This is a genomic window from Mycobacterium sp. SMC-11, from assembly GCF_046250095.1.
Taxonomy (GTDB): domain Bacteria; phylum Actinomycetota; class Actinomycetes; order Mycobacteriales; family Mycobacteriaceae; genus Mycobacterium; species Mycobacterium heraklionense_A.
Genome location: NZ_CP176430.1, coordinates 2,659,408 through 2,677,945, shown reverse-complemented (window position 1 = coordinate 2,677,945; position 18,538 = coordinate 2,659,408). Strand labels below are relative to the sequence as shown.

Sequence of the window (18,538 nt, the reverse complement as noted above, 5' to 3'; positions counted from 1 at the left end):
GACGTCAATCGAGGTCGACGGTAACGCGCGCGCCCGGGGACGGGGGTGGTGTTAGGGCAAATCCTGGGCTTCCTGCGGCGGCAGGCGCCACGGGGGATTCCGGCGGGCCTGGCCGGCGTGAAACAGGCACAACCGGTGGCCGTCGGGATCGTGCAGCCGAGCCTCTCGCCACAGCCACGGCATGTCGGTCGGTGGCTGGGTGAACTCAATCAAACCGCGCAACCGCTGGTACTGGTCGTCGAGATCGTCGGCTTCGAAATAGATGGTCACCTGCTCACCGGCCACGACCTCGCCGACGCGTTCCACCGAGAAGGTGCTGTCCCCGTCCGGGCACTCGAATCGCAGATAGTCGTCCGTCTTGACGATCAGGCGCAGCCCCAGCAGCCGGTAGAACCGCTCGGCACGGTCCAGGTCGGTGCTGCCGACGGTGACCTGGTTCAGTCGCATCGCATCACGCCAGGGCAGCCCGCAAAGCGGCCAATCCGCGGTCGGCGGCGTCGGTGGCCACCGGGATCACTCCGGCGTAGCCCAGATAACCGTGCACCAGCGTTTCGGCGTTGTGCACCTGCACCGGAACCCCGGCAGCCGCCAGCAACTCGCCGTAACGGATGCCGTCGTCGCGCAGCGGATCGTTACCGGCGACCGCGATGTAGGCCGGTGGCAGGCCGGCCAGATTCTCGGCGCGCGCCGGCGCCAGCATCGCCGGCGGACTGGTCAGATCCAGTTCCCCGGCATAAGCGCGCGTCAACGCAGCGATCGCGGCACTGTCGATGATCGGCGCATTGGCGTTCTCGGTAAACGACGGCAGGCTGCCGTCGTAGGTGGTCGCCGGGTACCAGAGCAACTGGAAGGCGATCGCCGGTCCACCGGCATCACGGGCCAGCTGGCACACCACCGCGGCCAGGTTGCCCCCAGCCGAATCCCCGGCCACCGCCAGCTTCGACGGGTCCACGCCCAGCTCGGCGGCGTGTGCCACCACCCACTCGGTGGCCGCCATCGCGTCCTCGACGGCGGCCGGGAACGGATGCTCGGGGGCCAGCCGATAGTCCACCGACACCACCACCGCGCCCGCGTCGACGGCATGCATGCGCGCGGTGCCGTCGTGGGTGTCGAGATCGCCGGCGACGAAGCCGCCACCGTGAAAGAACACCACCACCGGAGCGGCACCCGATTCAGTGCCTGCCGGCCGGTAGATGCGGATCGGCAGGTCACCACCCGGTCCATCGATCACCCGGTCCTCGCTGGGCAGCTCCGGGTGTATGGGTCGATGTGGCAGGTCACGCATGGCGCGACGCGCCGCCTCGGCGCCGTCGTCCAGTGTCAGTCGGAACGGGATGGCTTCCAGTACCTTCAGCACTATGGGGTCGATTGCTGGCATAAAAACACCGTACGCAACCAGACGAGTTTTCACCGGCTGGGCAGCGGCGGGATGGCTCGGAGTGGCTTACGGCATCTTCCTGACGGTGGTGGCGTTGCGTTCGACGCCCGGAGAGGCGCTGACCGGACAGTGGATCGGGCAGCCGGCCTTCAAGGCGGCGATGGCGGTGCTGCTGGCATTCGCCGCGGCCGCCCACCCGATCCTGCGGGAGGCGCGCTGGCTGATCCCCGCCCTGATCTTCTCGGCGACCGGCGACTGGTTACTGGCGATCCCCTGGTGGGAACCGTCCTTCGTTGCGGGTCTGGCCGCATTCCTGGTGGCGCACCTGTGCTTTTTGGGCGCGCTGCTGCCGCTGGCGGTGACCTCGCGCGGCCGGATGGTCGGGGCCGGCCTGGTCGGGGTGAGCTGCCTGGTGCTGTTGGCATGGTTCTGGCCCGGGATGGCCCGCGAAGGTATGACGCTGCCGGTGACGGTGTACGTCGGGGTGCTGGGCGCGATGGTGTGCGCCGCGCTGCTGGCGAAGCTGCCCACACCCTGGACCGCGGCCGGTGCGGTGTGCTTCGCGGTGTCGGACGCGATGATCGGAGCCAGTCAATTCGTCTTGGGCAATGAACTGCTGGCGGTGCCGATCTGGTGGGCCTACGCGGCAGCACAGCTGCTGATCACCGCCGGGTTCTTCTTCGGCCGGTCCACCGGCGCCGAAGAGGCGGCCGCGGACTGAGATTCGCCGCCGGGCCGGAGCGGTCAATGCCGGTGATTCCCGGTCCCGGGGCGCAGTCGTTCCGGATCGAACGCGGGCAGTCGTCGGCGGTGCAGTGCGGTCATGTGGTGGGTCGCCAGCGCATCGCCGTGACCCGAGGCGATGTCGCCGATGCTGAACAGCGACTCGCCGCCGGGAGCGAAGTAGGAGCTGTGGCTGCTCATCGGCAACGTCACGCCGTGGTTTTCGGCTTTGAACCGGGTGGATCCGTAGCCGTCTGCGGCCGGATCGGCGCCGAGCCCGACCGTTGCCGAGGTTGTCGGCAGGGACAGCTGCGGCTGGCCGCCGAAACCGGTGATCGGATCCGAAGAGGCCGCCCCCACATACACATGTCCTCCCGCGGGCAGGTGAAAGTCGTTGGCGCCGTGGGCAAGGTCGGTTCCCGGTGAGCCCACCAGCACTACGTCGTCGGCGCCCAACCCCGCCGAGGCCGCGGCGTCGGCCACTGTTGTCGACCCATAGGAGTGTCCGACCACGGTGACGTGCGAGGCGCCCACGTGCGACGCCGCCAGGGCGCGGACGTCGGCAGCGAGCAGCCGGCCGCCCGCCCGGGCGGCGGCCGGCTGCGTCACCGCCGGATCGAACAGGCTGTCCGGCGCGCGATAACCCATCCACACGACGACCGAATTGCTGCGATCCGGATCGGAGCGGACCACCTCGCGATAGACATCGCGCCCCTCCGGGTGCGACAGGTAGCCATCGCGGACGCTGCTGTGTGCGCCGGGAACCAGCACGGTGGTGTTGTCAGCGGTGTCCGGATCGCCGATTGCGATCGCGGCCCGCCCGCGCCCGCCGAATGCTGCCGGTTCATAGGTGAGCAGCAGCACCGGGGCTGCGCCGTCACCGGCGTTGGCTGCCAGCCCGTCGCGGACGCGTAGCGCATTTTCGTAGCGCACGATGTCGGCGGCACTGACCGCCGACGTCGCGTTGACCACCCGGCGAATGTCGTCGGCCAGCGCCTGCCGGTTGATCCGGTCGCGCAGCCGGGACGGCACACCGTAACCGGCACCCAGCGTCCGCAACCGCGCCGTTTGGCGGCGGTTGTCGGCGACCGCGTCGCCGAGCACCCGCCATATCTCTCGCGTCTTGGCAGCCAAAAACAGCTGGAACTGGCGGACGCCGGCCGGGGTGTCCCACACCGGTGCCCACGGATCGTCCAGGGCGTCACGGATCTCGCCGTGGATGGCATCGAGGTGGCGGCGGCTCGCGCGGGCGTGATCGGCGGCGGCGCGCACCGTGGCGGCCAGCACGCGATCGGTCAGTTGCGCAGTCTGCATCCGCGAGGCGAGGTCTGCTTCACGGACCCGCGCCGTGGCCGCGTGGGCCCCGCGCTGTTCGGGCATACCGCAGCAACGTAATTGGGTGCAGCCGGCATCGGCTCCGGCGATCCACAGCCCGCTCCGCCTGTGATCCGCCGTCAGCCGCGGTCGGCGGCGTCTGCTAGACCTGCGTGGTGAGTGTCGACAGCGAACCCGACGGGCCCAGCGAGCCCATCGCTCGGGTGCTGCCGATGCTCTCGGTGCCGCACCTGGATCGTGAGTTCGACTATCTCGTCACGCCAGAGCAGGCCGAGGATGCCCGGCCCGGGACGCGGGTGCGGGTGCGCTTTCACGGCCGGCTGGTTGACGCCTTCGTCTGGGAGCGCCGCGTCGACACCGATCATGTCGGCCGACTGGGCCGGCTGGAGCGGGTGGTCTCTGCCGAACCGGTGCTCACCGACGAGGTCCGCCGCCTGGTGGAGGCGGTGGCCGCACGCTACGCCGGTAGCCGGGCCGACGTGCTGCGGCTGGCCGTGCCGCCGCGGCACGCCCGGGTCGAACGTGAAGCGATGACGCCGACCGACCCGCCCGTCATCGCCCCGGTAGATCCCGCCGGCTGGCAGCGGTATGGGGCGGGCGGATCCTTCCTGACCGCGCTGGGCGAAGGCCGGGCCGCTCGCGCGGTCTGGCAGGTGCTACCCGGGGACTCGTGGACCGACCGGTTCGTCGACGCTGCCGCCCAGACGATTCGCGCCGGCCGCACCGCCTTGGCGATCGTGCCCGATCAGCGCGACGTCGACGCGCTGTGTGGTGCCGCGACGGCCCGAATCGGCGAGTCGGTGGTGGTGGCGCTGTCCGCGGGACTGGGTCCGGCCACCCGCTACCGGCGCTGGCTGTCGGTACTGCGTGGCGGGGCACGCCTGGTGATCGGCACGCGTAGCGCGGTGTTCGCCCCACTGGCCGATCTGGGCCTGGTGATGGTCTGGGATGACGGCGACGACTCGCTCGCCGAGCCACGGGCGCCGTATCCGCATGCCCGCGACGTGGCGATGCTGCGGGCACACCTGGCGGGCTGCGCCGCCCTGATCGGCGGGCACGCCCGCACCGCCGAAGCGCACGCCCTGGTGGGCACCGGGTGGGCGCACGACGTGGTGGCCCCGCGGGCGGTGTTGCGGACGGCCGCGCCGCGGGTGGTCGCCCTCGACGACACCGGCTACGCCGAGGAGCGCGACGCCGCGGCGCGCAGCGCTCGCTTGCCCACCGTCGCTCTGCAGAGCGCGCGCAGCGCATTGGCGGCCGGGGCGCCGGTACTGGTGCAGGTACCCCGGCGGGGTTATGTGCCGTCGCTGGCCTGCGGGCGCTGCCGCACGGTCGCTCGCTGTCGGCACTGCACCGGCCCGTTGTCGCTGTCGGAGCGCGGTAGTGCCGCATTGTGCCGCTGGTGCGGCCGGGTCGACCCGGCGCTGCGCTGTGGGCGCTGCGGGTCGGATGCCGTGCGGGCGGTGGTTATCGGCGCCCGGCGCACCGCCGAAGAACTCGGCCGCGCCTTCCCGGGTACTCCGGTCGTCACCTCCGCGGGTGACACCATCGTCGACCGCATCGAGGACGGCGCAGCCCTGGTGATCGCCACTCCCGGCGCCGAACCCCGCGCCCCGCACGGCTACGGGGCAGCGTTGCTCCTCGACAGTTGGGCCCTGCTGGGCCGCCAGGATCTGCGTGCCGCCGAGGACACGCTGCGGCGCTGGATGGGAGCGGCGGCGCTGGTGCGTGACCATGCGTCCGGCGGGCTGGTGACGGTGGTCGCCGAATCGTCGATTCCGACGGTGCAGGCCCTGATCCGCTGGGATCCGGTCGGCCACGCCGACGCCGAGTTAGCCACCCGAGCCGAGGTGGGGCTGCCGCCCGCGGTGCACATGGCTGCCCTCGACGGTGATCCGGATTCGGTGACGACGCTGCTGGAGCAGGCGCGGCTGCCCGACGGTGCCGACCTGCTGGGGCCGGTGCCCCTGCCCCCGGGAGTGCGGCGTCCAGCCGGTGTCCCCGACGAGCTGAATGTGATCCGGATGCTGGTACGGGTGGGCCGCGATCACGGCTTACCGTTGGCCTCGGCGCTGCGCCACGGCATCGGGGTGCTCAGTGCACGCGGGTCGACCCACCCGGTGCGGGTGCAGATCGATCCACTGCACATCGGTTAGCCAATCGGCCGGTTCCGCCTCACCACGGTACGAGTTGGATCATCCCGGGCGGCCGGGGCGGTGCCGGCGGGGGCTCGGCGGGACTGCCGTTGTCGGCGCCTCCGCCGCCTGCGCCGCCGTTGGCACCGCCGCCGCTGCCTGGGCCGCTGCCGTCGGTGGCGCTGCCGGACTGCGGACCGCCGGGGGCCGGCAGGTCTTGCGCTGGCGGGGGCGGCTGCTCCGGTGGCGGGGGCGGCAGCTGCTGTGGCGGCGGTAGCTGCTCCGGTGGCGCTTGCGGCGGCGGGGGTTGTTGTGGGGGCGGCGGAGTCTGTTGTCGTGGCGGTGGTTTCGTGACGGCACCGGGGGGCCGGGGGATCTTGGCCTTGGGTGCCTGCGGCGGCGGAATCTTCGGCGGTTTCGGCTGCGACGCATCGCCGGTGGCAATGGTGCCGACCGGTGAGCCGAGCACCGCACCATGAATGTCGGTGCCAGGACGGTATTTGGCTACCAGGAACAGGTGGGCGGGCCCGTTGGATTGCCAAGTACGGCCAGCCGCCAGCGAAGCAATCTTGCCTTGGTCGCCCGGACAGTAGACCTCGACGGCTGCCGCGATGAATCGGCTCATGGTGGCCGACAATCGATCCGATTGCTCGCGTAAGTCGGGGTTCATTCCATAGGCATCGTTGTTCAATCCGTCGAGCACGGTGCGCGCCGGTATACCGTCGTCGAGTTTGCGGCACACGGTATGGCCGGCGGCGACAACGGTCGAAACGTTTTCCATGGCGGGAATCTGTTTCTCTTGGAGCACCGCTAGAAATTGATCGTCTTGATTCGGGTCTGCCGCTGCCGCACCATACGGCAGCGTCCCGGCGGCGATCACGGCAGCGGCGGCCATTGTGACGCCGCGGTACGTCAGGGTGAACATGGCACGGTCCTCCGTTCTTTGTTCGGACCGTGCCCGTCGTCGGCCGTTGGCGGGGGAGGCCGCCACCGTTGTCTGTATTGACAATTGACCCAACGAGATGAAGACGGGCGGGGCGGTGGATGTTGTCTCCGCCGAGTTGTTTGTCGCTTCTGCGCGTGGTTCCCGGTCCGCACCGAAGAGCAGCATGGCAACCCGCGGAATTACGCAGCGGTGATAGCCGAACGGCTGCAGTACTCGCGAGAACCTGCGCGCCGCTACGTGTGCTTGCTGCGATGGAACATATGTTGCGCCTCCGTTTGATGTTCGGTGGCTGTCTACTCGGCAGCTGCCTTGATAAATCGTATACCGATATTTCATGATCGGAATCGGTTTTGCCGCAAGAGTTTGCAGGCCGTCATCTCATGAGTTGGGGCCGATGGATCGGCGATTGAGGTCCAACGGCCCCTGCCGAATCGCCCCGATTCGCAGTAACTTCAAAGGTGAGTCGGCTAGCCGGCTGGCCGGCCGATCGACATGGTTGGAGGGCTGCGATGTCACAAGTGGGAACGACCCCCGGAATCGTGGTGGGGGTAGACGGATCGCCTGAATCCGACGTGGCAGTGGCCTGGGCGACGCATGAGGCGATCATGCGCCAATTGCCGGTCACGCTGCTGCATGTGGTGGCGCCCCTGGAGACCGGCTGGCCGCCCGGGCCGGCTGCCGAGGAGATGCCCAGTTGGCAGGCCGATGAGGCAAACAAGATCCTGGCGCGGGCCCGCAATGTGGTCGACGCCAGCCGCGGTGATGCCGCATCGCCCGAGGTATACACCGAGATGGCCCATGCCCAGGTGGTCTCGACGCTGATCGGTGTCACCAAGAATTGCTGGCTGACTGTCGTCGGCTCAACGGGATTGGGTGCGATCGGCCGCCTGCTGCTGGGTTCGGTGAGCACCAGCCTGATTCACCACGCGCGGGGCCCGGTCGCGGTCATTCGCACCGATCGGGCTTGCACGACGGATGCACCCGTGGTGGTGGGCATTGACGGTTCGCCCGCGTCGGAGCGAGCTACGGCGCTGGCTTTTGATGAGGCCTCGTGCCGCGGAGTGCCGCTGGTGGCCTTGCACGCCTGGAGTGACGTCGGGGTCATGCCGATCCTCAACGTGGACCGGCATGACTACGAGGTACAGGGCCACGAGATCCTCGCCGAACGCCTTGCCGGCTACCAGGAGCAATATCCGGACGTCGCCGTCGAGCGCCGAGTCGTCTGCGACCACCCGGCCCGCTGGTTGGTCAAGGCGGCTGAGCAGGCTCAGCTGGTGGTGGTCGGCAGTCGCGGCCGCGGCGGTTTCGCCAGTCAGCTCTTGGGGTCGGTCAGCTCCGCGGTGGTTCAGGCCGCGGGGATTCCGGTGATCGTGGTCCGCCCTGCCTCGAAATGACCATCGGCCATGCTCGGGGCGGTCCGTTGACCGCCCCCGCACCCGGCCGCGATAGTTAACACTGGATGCCATGGAGTTCGCGACACACGGCGACACGGATGCGCCGAAAGCGGCGCCCTACGTTGCGGCCCACGAAACCCACTCCGGCGTGGTGGTCTTGGCCGGCGATCGCGCCTACAAGGCCAAGAAGCCGGTGCAGACCGACTTCCTGGACTTCCGCACGGTCGAGCAGCGCGAAGAGGCGTGCGCGCGGGAAGTCCACCTCAACAGCCGCATCGCCCCCGACAGTTACTTCGGAGTGGCCCATCTCAACGGCGCGTCCACCGGGGCGCCCGAACCGGTCATCGTGATGCGCCGCTATCACGACGACCAGCGGTTGGCTTCGATGGTCTCCAGTGGTGCCCCCGTCGAAGATGTGCTCGACAGCATCGCCCGGGTGCTGGCCGACTTCCACGAACGGGCTGAGCGCGGCCCGCGAATCAGCCTGCAGGGAAAGCCCGAGGCGATCCACCAACGCTGGTTCGACAACTTCCCCACACTGCGCCGCCACGCCGACACCGCGGTGCCCGCCGAGGCCGTGCGGCATGTTGAGGACCTCGCCGGCGCATACCTTGCCGGCCGGGCGGACTTGTTCGCTCAGCGGATCGACGAGGGCGCCGTCGTCGACGGCCATGCCGATCTGCTCGCCGACGACATCTTCTGGACCGACAACCGGCCGGTGCTGCTCGACTGCCTGGAGTTCAGTGACGACTTGCGTTTCCTCGACCGGATTGACGACGCCGCTTTCCTTGCCATGGATCTGGAATTCCTCGGCTGCAAGGATCTCGGCGACCACTTCCTGGACCGCTACACCGCCTATTCCGGCGACGCTGCGCCGTCGTCGCTGCGGGATTTCTACATCGCCTACCGCGCCACGGTGCGGGCGAAAGTCGACTGCGTGCAACTGACCCAGGGCAAGTCCGGCGCCGACGCCGCCGCGGCGCGCCACCTGGACATCGCCGTGAGCCACCTCGAGCACGGCGCCATTCGGCTGGTGCTGGTCGGCGGCGGTCCCGGAACCGGGAAGTCGACGCTGGCCCGAAAGCTCGCCGAACAGGTCGGGGCCGTGGTGGTGTCCACCGATGACGTGCGCAAAGAACTACACGAGTCCGGGCAGCTGAGCGGGGAGGCCGGCTCCCTCGGTACGGGTTTGTACGCACCGGCCAATGTCGCTGCCGTCTATCAGACGATCCTTCATCGGGCGGGCCGGCATCTGGCCGGCGGTCAGTCGGTGATCCTCGACGGAACCTGGCGCGATGCGCAGGTCCGCGCGCAGGCCCGCCGCCTGGCGGCCGACAAACACGCGGCGACCACCGAGATCCAGTGCGTGGTACCGGTCGATGTCGCCGCCGACCGCATCAGAAGTAGGGCCCCGGGCAACTCCGATGCCACACCGCAGATCGCCGCGGCGCTGGCAGCTCAAGACGTCGATTGGGACACCGCGCACCGCGTCGACACGGCCCAACCGCTCGATGATTGTGTGCGGGAGGCTCAGGAGCTTTGGCGCGCAGCGATCCACCGGCCGCGACGGTGACGCAGTCAGATATCGACGTCGTCCATGTGCGCGGCGGGTTCACCGCCGGCAGCGGTGAACGCGGTAAGCGCACTGACAAGTCCGTGGCGTTCCTTGGCGGGCAACGTCGCCACAATGTCGGCGATCGCGGCCCGTCGCAGGGCGGTGACCTGGTGTACGACATCGCGCCCGCGCGCTGTTAGGTCGGCGACCAATTCGCGTCGTGAGGTGGGGTGCGGGAGTCGATCGATCAGCCCCGCGCCGACGAGTCGGTCGACCATGCGTCCGGTCGTCGAGGGCTGGACACCGAGCAGGCTTGCCAGCGTCGCCAGGTTCATTGCACCGCGGTTGGAGAGGATCACCAGTGTCCGGAACTGGGGGATCGTGATGGTCTCGTCCACTTGGGCGATCGAGTGTGCCGAGATGGCTACCAGGAGCCGCGAGGCGGTCAGGAGTGCGTCAGTGATGGCGTCGACCGAGTCGTTGTTCGCTGCCACGTCGGTGCTCGCCATCGGTGCTTCCTCGGCTCAGGCCCGTCGGCGCGACGAGCTTCATCAGGAGGAGTCATTGTTACATGGCGGCATTATTGCTATCAGCACTATTTCGGGGGTCAGTCCACGACAACACTTGTCCGGCTGCGAATCAGCGGTAGCCGGTATCGGGGCTCACCGCTTCTCGGCGGTCACGAGCAGGTACTCCCATCCCATTACGCCGTCGTAGAGGTACCGCTGGGCCAGTTCGACGAGCTCGGTGTCCAAGGCCGCCATCAGTGCCGGTCTGTCACCGATCGTGCGGTAGGCGTCGATAGTCGGACCGTAGTGGGCCTTGAAGTAGTCATGCACGGTCTGGGCATTGAGGAACCGTTCCACCCGTAACACGCAGCGCTGTGCGTGGTTGACAGTGGCCTCATCGCCGAACAGGTGCGACAAGTAGTCCTCGCGGCCCCATAGTGCCGCTGGCGGTACGCCGGGCACTTGAGTTGGCCGGTATGGCCTGATGGCGCTGAGCATGCGGCCGAAGAAGCCTTCGGGAGTCCAGCTCGCTAGCGCAATGGTCCCGCCAGGTCGGCACACCCGCAGCAGTTCGGACGCGGCGCGCTGTTGGTCGGGTGCGAACATAACCCCGATCCCGGAGAGCACGGCGTCGAACTCTCCGTCATTGAAAGGCAGCGCCTGTGCATCGGCCTCCCGCCATTCCATGGTCACGCCCTGCTCGAAGGCGCGCAGCCGGGACCGCTGCAGCAATTCCGGGGTGAGATCGCTGGAAACCACTGCGGCGCCCGTTCTGGCGGCCGGAATGGAGATATTGCCGGACCCGGCGGCCACGTCGAGCACGCGGTCGCCGGCACCGATACCACTGGCGGCGACCAGCTCCGGCCCGATGGGGGCCATCACCTCCTCTGCCATGAGGGCGTAGTCGCCCAGCGCCCACATCGCACGATGAATGGCCGCCAGGGTGCTTGCGGAAGTGGTGGCGGTCGTGCTGTCCACGGTCATCGGGGTCTCCTACAAATGGGGTTTATGAGGGTTCTCGACGTCGTTGTCATGGCGATGTGCCCGGGCCATCTGGCGCACCGCGTCACATTCCATTGATACATGAAATAGTTGCTATAGGTAATAGTATCCGGCTGCCAGGCTGCTGTGTGACGTCTGTGCTCGGTACAGCCGGTGGCGAGCTGCGCCGGCCTGGAATGCGGAAGTCCGCCATGACCGCTAGAGGCGTGGCAACCGAGGGGCAGTGCGCGATGATCCGGACCGGCGTCTGCAATCGACGCGCTGGCGAAAGGCCGACCGCGCCTTCCCTAAACTGTCCCGGTGCGCATTGTCTTCGCCGGCACCCCGGACACCGCGTTGCCGTCGTTGCAACGGCTGATCGATTCGCCGCACCACGACGTGGTGGCGGTACTGACCCGACCCGACGCGGCGTCCGGCCGGCGGGGGACCCCGCAGCCGTCTCCGGTGGCCCGCCTGGCTCTTGACCACGGCATTCCGGTGCTGCGGCCGGCCCAGCCCAACGCGCCCGAATCCGTTGCCGAGCTGGCCGAACTGGCGCCGGAGTGCTGCCCGGTGGTCGCCTACGGGGCGCTGCTGCGCGACGCGTTGTTGGCGGTGCCGACGCATGGCTGGGTGAACCTGCACTTTTCCCTGCTGCCGGCCTGGCGGGGCGCAGCCCCGGTGCAGGCGGCGATCGCCGCCGGCGACGAGGTTACGGGGGCGACGACGTTTCGCATCGAGCCGGAACTGGACTCCGGGCCGATCTACGGGGTCACGACCGAGACCATCCGGGCCGATGACACCGCCGGTGAACTGCTGGCGCGGCTGGCCGTCTCGGGTGCCGAGCTGCTGGCGGCGACTCTCGACGGCATCGGTGACGGAGCGCTGCACGCGGTGCCGCAACCGCTCGACGGGGTCAGCTATGCGCCGAAGATCAGCGTCGATGACGCGCGGGTGCGCTGGGACTTGCCGGCTGCGGTGATCGACCGCCGGATCCGCGCCGTCACCCCGAATCCGGGTTCGTGGACCATGATCGGCGACCTGCGAATCAGAGTCGGTCCTGTCGGCCTCGCCGATGAAGGGCCGGCAGGACTGTCGCCCGGCGACATTCATGTCGACCGGCGACACGTGTGGGTCGGTACCGGATCGGTGCCGGTGCGATTGGGTCAGATCCAGCCGCCCGGAAAGAAACTCATGAATGCCGCAGACTGGGCGCGCGGCGCTCGGCTCGACGCGGGTGTGCGGGCATCATGACCGGACCGCAACGTGGCCAGCGTCGTCCGCAGCGTCCCCACGACGGCTCGCGCAAATCCCGACGGAAACCGCTGGACCCGGCTCGCCGCGCCGCATTCGATGTGCTGCAGGCGGTCTCGCAGCGCGATGCCTACGCCAACCTGGCCCTGCCGGCGCTGCTGGCCGAACGCGGAATCACCGGCCGTGACGCCGCTTTCGCCACGGAACTGACATACGGCACCTGCCGGGTGCGGGGACTGCTGGACGCCATCATCGGCGCGGCGGCGCAGCGCGAACCCGAGACGATCGACCCGGTGCTGCTGGATCTGCTGCGGCTGGGCAGCTATCAACTTCTTCGAACCCGGGTTGAGCCGCACGCCGCGGTTTCGACCACCGTCGATCAAGCGGCCATCGAATTCGACTCCGCACGTGGGGGTTTCGTCAACGGCGTGCTGCGCACCATCAGCACCCGGGACGAGCAGTCCTGGACCGCGGAACTGGCACCGAACGTCGACAGCGATCCGATCGGCCACGCCGCCTTCGTCCGCGCCCACCCGCGTTGGATCGCGCAGGCGTTCGCTGACGCGCTCGGGGCCGCTGCCGGTGAGCTCGATGCGGTGCTGGCCGGTGACGACGAGCGGCCCCGCGTACATCTGGCGGCCCGACCGGGCGCCTTGACCGCGGCCGAATTGGCCGCCGCGGTGGACGGCGAAGTCGGTCGGTATTCGCCCTACGCCGTCTATCTGCCGGGCGGCGACCCCGGCAAGCTCGATGCGGTGCGCGCCGGTCAGGCGCTGGTCCAAGACGAGGGCAGCCAGCTGGTGGCCCGCGCCCTGACCTTGGCTCCGGTCGACGGTGACAACGGCCGGTGGCTGGACCTGTGCGCCGGGCCGGGCGGCAAGACCGCGCTGCTGGCCGCCCTCGGCGCGCAGACCGGGGCGCGGGTCACCGCGGTTGAGCAGGCCCCGCACCGGGCCGCGCTGGTCGCCGAGAACACCCGTGGCCTGGGCGTGGAGGTGCTGACGGCCGACGGCCGCGAGTCGGGTCTGGAACCCGGCTTCGACCGGGTGCTGGTCGACGCGCCCTGCACCGGTCTGGGCGCCCTGCGACGCAGGCCCGAAGCCCGCTGGCGCCGCCTTCCTGCCGACATCCCAGTGCTGGCGAAACTGCAGCGTGAATTGCTGGCCGCGGCGATCGGGCTGACCCGGCCGGGGGGAGTGGTGCTGTACGCGACATGCTCACCGCACCTGGCCGAGACGGTCGGCGTGGTGGCCGATGCGCTACGCCGGCATCCGGTGCGGGCGTTGGACACCCGGGAACTGTTCGCGCCGGTCGACGCGCTCGGTGACGGACCGCACGTGCAGCTGTGGCCACACCGGCACGGGACCGACGCCATGTTCGCTGCGGCGCTACAAGTAATCTGAGCGCATGTCACGAGCCATGATCGCGCCGTCGATCCTGTCGGCCGATTTCGCCCGCCTCGCCGATGAGGTCGCCGCTGTCAAGGGTGCGGACTGGCTGCACGTCGATGTGATGGACGCCCATTTCGTTCCGAACCTGACGCTGGGCCTGCCGGTGGTGCAGAGTCTGCTGGCGGCCACCGACATCCCGATGGACTGCCATCTGATGATCGAGGACCCGGGACGCTGGGCGCCGCCTTACGCCGAGGCCGGCGCATACAACGTCACGTTCCACGCCGAGGCCACCGACAACCCGGTCGCCGTTGCCCGCGACATCCGTGCCGCGGGCGCCAAAGCCGGACTCAGCATCAAGCCCGGCACGCCACTGGAGCCCTACCTGGAGATCCTGCGCGACTTCGACACCCTCCTGGTGATGTCGGTGGAGCCCGGGTTCGGTGGGCAGTCCTTCATCCCCGAGGTGCTGAGCAAGGTGCGCGCCGTGCGCAAGCTGGTCGATTCCGGGGAGCTGAGCATCCTGGTGGAGATTGACGGCGGCATCAACGCCGACACCGTCGAGCAGGCCGCGGAAGCCGGCGTGGACTGCTTCGTCGCCGGCTCTGCCGTCTACAGCGCCGCTGACCCCGGCGCCGCCGTCGAATCACTGCGCCGTCAGGCTCTGGCGGCGTCACCGCACCTGCGCGCATGAGCATCGAAGCCGACGGCGAGAGAGTCGAGGCATGAGCTCCGAAGGCGACGGCGAGAGAGGAACGAACGAGCAAGGAGTCGAGGCATGAGCGCTGCGTCGGCCGCCGAGCATGCCGTCGACCATGACGCCGCGATGCTGTTGGCGATCGAACAGGCGCAGCGAGTCAAAGGCGACACCTATCCCAACCCGCCAGTGGGCGCGGTCATTCTGGATCGCGACGGCCGGGTGGTCGGCGTCGGGGGAACTCGTCCGGCCGGCGAGGCGCACGCCGAAGTGGTGGCGCTGCGCCGGGCCGGTGAGCTGAGCGTCGGCGGTACGGCGGTGGTCACGCTCGAGCCCTGCAATCACCACGGCAGAACCCCGCCGTGCGTGGACGCGCTGCTGGCCGCCGGGGTGGCGCAGGTGGTCTACGCCGTTGCGGACCCCAACCCGGATGCGGGGGGCGGGGCGGCGCGGCTGGCCGACGCGGGCGTTCAGGTGATCTCCGGGGTGCAGGCCGCGGCCGTGAGCACCGGGCCGCTGCGGGAGTGGCTACACAAGCAACGCACCGGCCGCCCGCACGTCACCTGGAAGTACGCCACCAGCATCGACGGTCGCAGCGCAGCCGCCGACGGTTCCAGCCAGTGGATCACCAGCGAGGCGGCCCGGGCCGACCTGCACCGCCGCCGGGCGGCGGCCGACGCCATTGTGGTCGGCACCGGCACCGTGCTCGTCGACGACCCCACACTGACGGCCCGGCTGCCCGACGGCACCCTGGCCGACCGTCAACCGCTGCGGGTGGTGGTGGGCCAGCGGGAGATCTCCGCGGACGCGCACGTGCTCAACGACGACTCACGCACCATGGTGATCCGCACCCATGACCCCGCCGAGGTACTGCGGGCGCTGTCCGACCGCACCGACGTGCTGCTCGAGGGCGGCCCCACGTTGGCCGGGGCATTCCTGCGAGCGGGAGCGATCGACCGCATCCTGGCCTACGTGGCTCCGATCCTGCTGGGCGGGCCGGTCACCGCCGTCGACGATGTCGGCGTGCCCAACATTGCCCGGGCCCTGCGCTGGCGATTCGACACCATGGAGCAGATCGGCCCCGACCTGCTGCTATCGCTGGTCCCGCACTAGCGCACCCGTCCGCGAGCGTGCGTGTCTGTACACGACACGCCGGGCTCAGGTGGACAACGGCGCACTCTCGCGAAGCTCCACCTCGGGATCTTCGGCGTGCACATCGTTGCTGCCGATGAACAATCCGAGCACCGCGCCGACCACACAGATGAGGGCGGTGATCCCGAAGATCTCGCCGTACATCATGGCGAAGGCCAACTTGGAGTTGGCCGCGGTTCCGGCCATCTTCTCGGCCAGGCTGCCGCCGGGCATCTTGGGCAGGCCGGCCAGGATCTGGTTGAACCGATACAGGCCCCACGCCGACAGGGCGGCCATGCCGATCAGCATCCCCGTCATCCGGGCCACCACCACACCCGCCGCAGCGATACCGTGCTCGCGCGGCGGCACTACGCGCATCACCGCTGAGGTCAGTGGGCCGATCACCAGGCCCAAACCGAAGCCGGCCAGCACCTGGTCGGTGTGTGCCGCCGGAAGGCTCAAGCCGAGTACATCGTGGTGGTAGGCCATCAGGTCGACCGGCCACTTCGAGATCAGCCAGTAGCCCCCGGCGGCGATCAGCAGCCCGACGAACGTGACCAGCCGGTCACCGACCGCGGTGGCTATCGCGCCACCCACCACGGCGCCCACCGGCAATGCGGCCAGGAACCACAGCAGCAGCATCGCCGCCTCGTTCTGGGTCTTGCCGAGCACGCCCTGGCCGAACAGTTCGACGTCAACCAGGGTGACCATCAGCGCGGCGCCGGCGCAGAGCGAGGAGCCCAACGCGGCCAGAAACGGCCCAATCCGGGCGCCGGCCGGGTCGAGCAGCTTCGTCGGCGACTTGATCTCCCACACTACGAACGCCACCAGCGCGATCGCCGCAAACAACAGGTACGCCGCACCGTGGTTGGGCAGCGCCTGCTTGGCGCTGGGGTCGGGGTTGTACAGCCCGATCGTCAGCAGTCCCAGGATCACCGCCAGCAGCAGCCCGCCGACCACATCGACACGTTCCCGCTCGCCGTCCTGGGCCTGCGGGGGGAGACTGAAGTGGATCAACACCATGGCCAGCACGGTCAGCGGCACGTTGATCCAGAACACGTCTCGCCAGCTGGTCAGCGCCCAGACGATGAAGATGCCGTACAGCGGACCCAGCACACTGCCCAGTTCCTGGGCACCGGCGATCCAACCCAAAACCGCAGACCGGCGGCGCTGTGCCCACAGGTCAGCACCGAGCGCGAACGTCACCGGCAACAGTGCCCCGGCCGCGACGCCCTGGATGGTGCGGCCGATCACCAACATGGACAGATCGGTCGACAGTGCGGTCACCACCGATCCGATGGCGAAGGTGGCCAGGCTGACCTGCAGCAGCAGTTTGCGGCCGAACCGGTCAGACGCCCGGCCCAGCAGCGGCATCGCCGCGATGTAGCCGAGCAGGTAGCAGGTGATGATCGGGGTCAGCTGCTGGATCTTGTTGATCGGGATGCCGACACCCGCCGGCTGCGGAGCCATGATGTCGCGCATGATCGTGACCACGACATAGGTGTCGAGTGCCCCCAGCAGGACGGCGAGGCTACCTGCGCTGATTGCCAGCGTGCGGTTGACCCGCATTACGCTCCCGCCGGCTTCTCAATCGTGACGGCTGCATTCCAGTTCGACAGGGTCATCTGGATGGCGTTGCCCGCGCTGGGGGTGAGCTGGGCCTGAACCAGCTGGTGGTCACCGTCTTCCTGGATCCAGACCGTGGCCGGCGTCGGAGCCGTGGCCTTGAGCTGCGGCGCCAGGGAGTTCACGGCGTCGGCGGGCGCGTTGCCGGTGACCCGGACGGCCTTCTGGCCGTTGATGGTGTCGCGGCCGGCGGCCTTCGCGTCAGTCAGGTTGGACAGCATGTTGGCCAAGCCCTTCTCCGGGCTCAGAATCGCGGCAACGTCGTAGATCTTGTCGGCGGAGCCGTAGTTGTCGTAGTCGTCACCGGTGATCGCCGCGTAGAGGTCGCCATCGATCACGATGAACTTGGCGTCGACATCCGAGCCCAGCATCATGATGGTCGCGCTGCCCTTGGCCGCGGTGGTCGGCTGGGTGGTCAGGTCACCCTCAAGGGTCTTGACCGGCAGGTTCTTGATCTGGCCGGTCACCGAGAGTGCCAGGTGCGCGCTCTTGAGGTTGGCGGTGGTGGTGGCCGATTCCTTGACCAGCGTCGTCGCGTCCGGCAACGGTCCGCCGGCATCCTTGGAAGAACAGCCCGCGAACAGCGCGGCGGCAGTGGTCGCGGTGGCCAGGGCGATGAGAAGTCTGCGCATGGGGGACATCGTATAGAGGCCGCCTGGTCGAGGTAGGGCAGCAGGGACTTTGTTCGACGGCGCCGACCCGTCCCCCGCAAGCGGGAGGTGCCCCCAGCGCCCGACTTCGTCACGCTGGCGATCGGCTTGAGCTGTTGGCGCCGACCCGCAGCGCCCGACTTCGTCGCGCTGGCGATCGTCGCTAGCCTGTGGTGATGTTCACCGGAATCGTCGAGGAGCTGGGGGAGCTGGTCGGCCGCGAGGACCTCGCCGACGCTGCGCGCCTGGTCATCCAGGGCCCCACCGTCACCTCCGACGCCCGCCACGGCGACTCGATCGCCGTCAACGGCGTGTGCCTGACCGTCGTCGATGTGCAGGCCGGCGGCCGGTTCAGCGCCGACGTGATGCGCGAGACGCTGGACCGGTCCAGCCTGGGATCGTTGCAGGTCGGAAGCCCGGTGAACCTGGAACGTGCGGCCGCTCTGAACAGCAGGCTGGGCGGCCACATCGTGCAGGGTCACGTCGACGGCACCGGGCGGGTGCTGTCCCGCACCCCCGGGCAGCACTGGGAAGTGGTGCGAATCGGGCTGCCGGCGTCGCTGGCACGCTATGTGGTGGAGAAGGGCTCGATCACCGTGGACGGAACCTCGCTGACGGTCTCCGGACTGGGTGCTGACCCCGACGACTTCTTTGAAGTCTCGCTGATTCCGACCACCCTGGAACTGACCACCCTGGGCCGGGCGCCGGTCGGCACGGTGGTGAATCTCGAGGTGGACGTGATCGCCAAGTACGTCGAGAGACTGGTGACAAAGCCCACGGAATGAGTCCACGGGGCAAACCCTGGGTCTGAGGTGGTTCATACTGGATGGGCG

The 18,538-nt window shown here is 69.0% G+C and carries 17 protein-coding genes; 9 read left to right on the top strand and 8 right to left on the bottom strand.

Annotated elements, in window-relative coordinates:
- Positions 1 to 51: 51 nt before the first annotated feature.
- Complete coding sequence (locus ACKY0X_RS12510; protein ID WP_409426297.1) at positions 52 to 447, bottom strand: VOC family protein; 396 nt, start codon at positions 445 to 447, stop codon at positions 52 to 54.
- Between the two features lie 4 nt (positions 448 to 451).
- Positions 452 to 1,378, bottom strand: coding sequence for an alpha/beta hydrolase (locus tag ACKY0X_RS12505; protein ID WP_409426296.1), 927 nt, complete (start codon positions 1,376 to 1,378; stop codon positions 452 to 454).
- Between ACKY0X_RS12505 and ACKY0X_RS12500 the strand changes: the two genes are divergently transcribed.
- The gene (locus ACKY0X_RS12500) at positions 1,359 to 2,099 is read left to right on the top strand and encodes a lysoplasmalogenase (RefSeq protein ID WP_409426295.1); all 741 of its coding nucleotides are present in this window, start codon (positions 1,359 to 1,361) and stop codon (positions 2,097 to 2,099) included. The genes ACKY0X_RS12505 and ACKY0X_RS12500 overlap by 20 nt on opposite strands.
- 23 nt (positions 2,100 to 2,122) lie before the next feature.
- On the opposite strand, the gene ACKY0X_RS12495 is transcribed toward ACKY0X_RS12500, so the two are convergent.
- Entirely contained in the window at positions 2,123 to 3,481 is a 1,359-nt protein-coding gene (locus tag ACKY0X_RS12495; protein WP_409426294.1) for a DUF4226 domain-containing protein, read from the bottom strand.
- A 167-nt stretch (positions 3,482 to 3,648) separates the two neighbouring features.
- On the opposite strand from ACKY0X_RS12495, the gene ACKY0X_RS12490 reads away from it, so the two are divergent.
- Entirely contained in the window at positions 3,649 to 5,592 is a 1,944-nt protein-coding gene (locus ACKY0X_RS12490) for a primosomal protein N' (protein WP_409429612.1), read from the top strand.
- Between the two features lie 19 nt (positions 5,593 to 5,611).
- Here ACKY0X_RS12490 and ACKY0X_RS12485 read toward each other — a convergent pair whose 3' ends face one another.
- Entirely contained in the window at positions 5,612 to 6,496 is an 885-nt protein-coding gene (locus tag ACKY0X_RS12485; RefSeq protein WP_409426293.1) for a DUF732 domain-containing protein, read from the bottom strand.
- 530 nt (positions 6,497 to 7,026) lie between these two features.
- On the opposite strand from ACKY0X_RS12485, the gene ACKY0X_RS12480 reads away from it, so the two are divergent.
- Both ACKY0X_RS12480 and ACKY0X_RS12475 read left to right on the top strand, forming a co-directional pair.
- Positions 7,027 to 7,911: a universal stress protein gene (locus ACKY0X_RS12480; protein WP_409426292.1), complete on the top strand. Its 885-nt coding sequence runs from the start codon at positions 7,027 to 7,029 to the stop codon at positions 7,909 to 7,911.
- A gap of 70 nt (positions 7,912 to 7,981) precedes the next feature.
- Entirely contained in the window at positions 7,982 to 9,484 is a 1,503-nt protein-coding gene (locus ACKY0X_RS12475; RefSeq protein WP_409426291.1) for a nucleoside monophosphate kinase, read from the top strand.
- A gap of 5 nt (positions 9,485 to 9,489) precedes the next feature.
- On the opposite strand, the gene ACKY0X_RS12470 is transcribed toward ACKY0X_RS12475, so the two are convergent.
- Positions 9,490 to 9,975 (bottom strand): MarR family transcriptional regulator, encoded by a 486-nt coding sequence (locus ACKY0X_RS12470; protein ID WP_409426290.1) that lies wholly within the window; start codon positions 9,973 to 9,975, stop codon positions 9,490 to 9,492.
- A 153-nt stretch (positions 9,976 to 10,128) separates the two neighbouring features.
- Positions 10,129 to 10,959, bottom strand: coding sequence for a class I SAM-dependent methyltransferase (locus ACKY0X_RS12465; protein WP_409426289.1), 831 nt, complete (start codon positions 10,957 to 10,959; stop codon positions 10,129 to 10,131).
- 318 nt (positions 10,960 to 11,277) lie between these two features.
- On the opposite strand from ACKY0X_RS12465, the gene fmt reads away from it, so the two are divergent.
- The 4 genes from fmt (at position 11,278) to ribD (ending at position 15,411) form a co-directional block, all read left to right on the top strand.
- Positions 11,278 to 12,210 (top strand): methionyl-tRNA formyltransferase, encoded by a 933-nt coding sequence (gene fmt / locus ACKY0X_RS12460; protein ID WP_409426288.1) that lies wholly within the window; start codon positions 11,278 to 11,280, stop codon positions 12,208 to 12,210.
- Positions 12,207 to 13,613: an RsmB/NOP family class I SAM-dependent RNA methyltransferase gene (locus ACKY0X_RS12455; protein WP_409426287.1), complete on the top strand. Its 1,407-nt coding sequence runs from the start codon at positions 12,207 to 12,209 to the stop codon at positions 13,611 to 13,613. Before fmt ends, ACKY0X_RS12455 begins: the two co-directional genes overlap by 4 nt.
- Before the next feature lie 4 nt (positions 13,614 to 13,617).
- Positions 13,618 to 14,295, top strand: a complete 678-nt coding sequence (rpe, locus tag ACKY0X_RS12450) for a ribulose-phosphate 3-epimerase (RefSeq protein WP_308483312.1) — start codon at positions 13,618 to 13,620, stop codon at positions 14,293 to 14,295.
- 84 nt (positions 14,296 to 14,379) lie between these two features.
- Positions 14,380 to 15,411: a bifunctional diaminohydroxyphosphoribosylaminopyrimidine deaminase/5-amino-6-(5-phosphoribosylamino)uracil reductase RibD gene (gene ribD, locus ACKY0X_RS12445; protein WP_409426286.1), complete on the top strand. Its 1,032-nt coding sequence runs from the start codon at positions 14,380 to 14,382 to the stop codon at positions 15,409 to 15,411.
- A gap of 45 nt (positions 15,412 to 15,456) precedes the next feature.
- Here the strand turns inward: ribD and ACKY0X_RS12440 are convergent, their stop codons facing one another.
- Together ACKY0X_RS12440 and ACKY0X_RS12435 are read right to left on the bottom strand one after the other, a co-directional pair.
- A complete protein-coding gene (locus tag ACKY0X_RS12440; protein ID WP_409426285.1) occupies positions 15,457 to 16,998 on the bottom strand; it encodes an MFS transporter in 1,542 nt (513 codons plus the stop codon).
- Positions 16,998 to 17,696, bottom strand: coding sequence for an LppX_LprAFG lipoprotein (locus ACKY0X_RS12435; RefSeq protein WP_409426284.1), 699 nt, complete (start codon positions 17,694 to 17,696; stop codon positions 16,998 to 17,000). The genes ACKY0X_RS12440 and ACKY0X_RS12435 overlap by 1 nt, the downstream gene beginning before the upstream one ends.
- Positions 17,697 to 17,881: 185 nt before the next feature.
- On the opposite strand from ACKY0X_RS12435, the gene ACKY0X_RS12430 reads away from it, so the two are divergent.
- Complete coding sequence (locus ACKY0X_RS12430) at positions 17,882 to 18,490, top strand: riboflavin synthase (protein ID WP_409426283.1); 609 nt, start codon at positions 17,882 to 17,884, stop codon at positions 18,488 to 18,490.
- The last annotated feature ends 48 nt before the right edge of the window (positions 18,491 to 18,538 follow it).

What these genes read in the sequence shown, in the direction of transcription:
- ACKY0X_RS12510 (WP_409426297.1), bottom strand. Translation starts at nt 447, where the DNA reads ATGCGACTGAACCAGGTCACCGTCGGCAGCACCGACCTGGACCGTGCC.
- ACKY0X_RS12500 (WP_409426295.1), top strand. Translation starts at nt 1,359, where the DNA reads ATGGGGTCGATTGCTGGCATAAAAACACCGTACGCAACCAGACGAGTT.
- ACKY0X_RS12505 (WP_409426296.1), bottom strand. Translation starts at nt 1,378, where the DNA reads ATGCCAGCAATCGACCCCATAGTGCTGAAGGTACTGGAAGCCATCCCG.
- ACKY0X_RS12495 (WP_409426294.1), bottom strand. Translation starts at nt 3,481, where the DNA reads ATGCCCGAACAGCGCGGGGCCCACGCGGCCACGGCGCGGGTCCGTGAA.
- ACKY0X_RS12490 (WP_409429612.1), top strand. Translation starts at nt 3,649, where the DNA reads ATGCTCTCGGTGCCGCACCTGGATCGTGAGTTCGACTATCTCGTCACG.
- ACKY0X_RS12485 (WP_409426293.1), bottom strand. Translation starts at nt 6,496, where the DNA reads ATGTTCACCCTGACGTACCGCGGCGTCACAATGGCCGCCGCTGCCGTG.
- ACKY0X_RS12480 (WP_409426292.1), top strand. Translation starts at nt 7,027, where the DNA reads ATGTCACAAGTGGGAACGACCCCCGGAATCGTGGTGGGGGTAGACGGA.
- ACKY0X_RS12475 (WP_409426291.1), top strand. Translation starts at nt 7,982, where the DNA reads ATGGAGTTCGCGACACACGGCGACACGGATGCGCCGAAAGCGGCGCCC.
- ACKY0X_RS12470 (WP_409426290.1), bottom strand. Translation starts at nt 9,975, where the DNA reads ATGGCGAGCACCGACGTGGCAGCGAACAACGACTCGGTCGACGCCATC.
- ACKY0X_RS12465 (WP_409426289.1), bottom strand. Translation starts at nt 10,959, where the DNA reads ATGACCGTGGACAGCACGACCGCCACCACTTCCGCAAGCACCCTGGCG.
- ACKY0X_RS12455 (WP_409426287.1), top strand. Translation starts at nt 12,207, where the DNA reads ATGACCGGACCGCAACGTGGCCAGCGTCGTCCGCAGCGTCCCCACGAC.
- rpe (WP_308483312.1), top strand. Translation starts at nt 13,618, where the DNA reads ATGTCACGAGCCATGATCGCGCCGTCGATCCTGTCGGCCGATTTCGCC.
- ribD (WP_409426286.1), top strand. Translation starts at nt 14,380, where the DNA reads ATGAGCGCTGCGTCGGCCGCCGAGCATGCCGTCGACCATGACGCCGCG.
- ACKY0X_RS12440 (WP_409426285.1), bottom strand. Translation starts at nt 16,998, where the DNA reads ATGCGGGTCAACCGCACGCTGGCAATCAGCGCAGGTAGCCTCGCCGTC.
- ACKY0X_RS12435 (WP_409426284.1), bottom strand. Translation starts at nt 17,696, where the DNA reads ATGTCCCCCATGCGCAGACTTCTCATCGCCCTGGCCACCGCGACCACT.
- ACKY0X_RS12430 (WP_409426283.1), top strand. Translation starts at nt 17,882, where the DNA reads ATGTTCACCGGAATCGTCGAGGAGCTGGGGGAGCTGGTCGGCCGCGAG.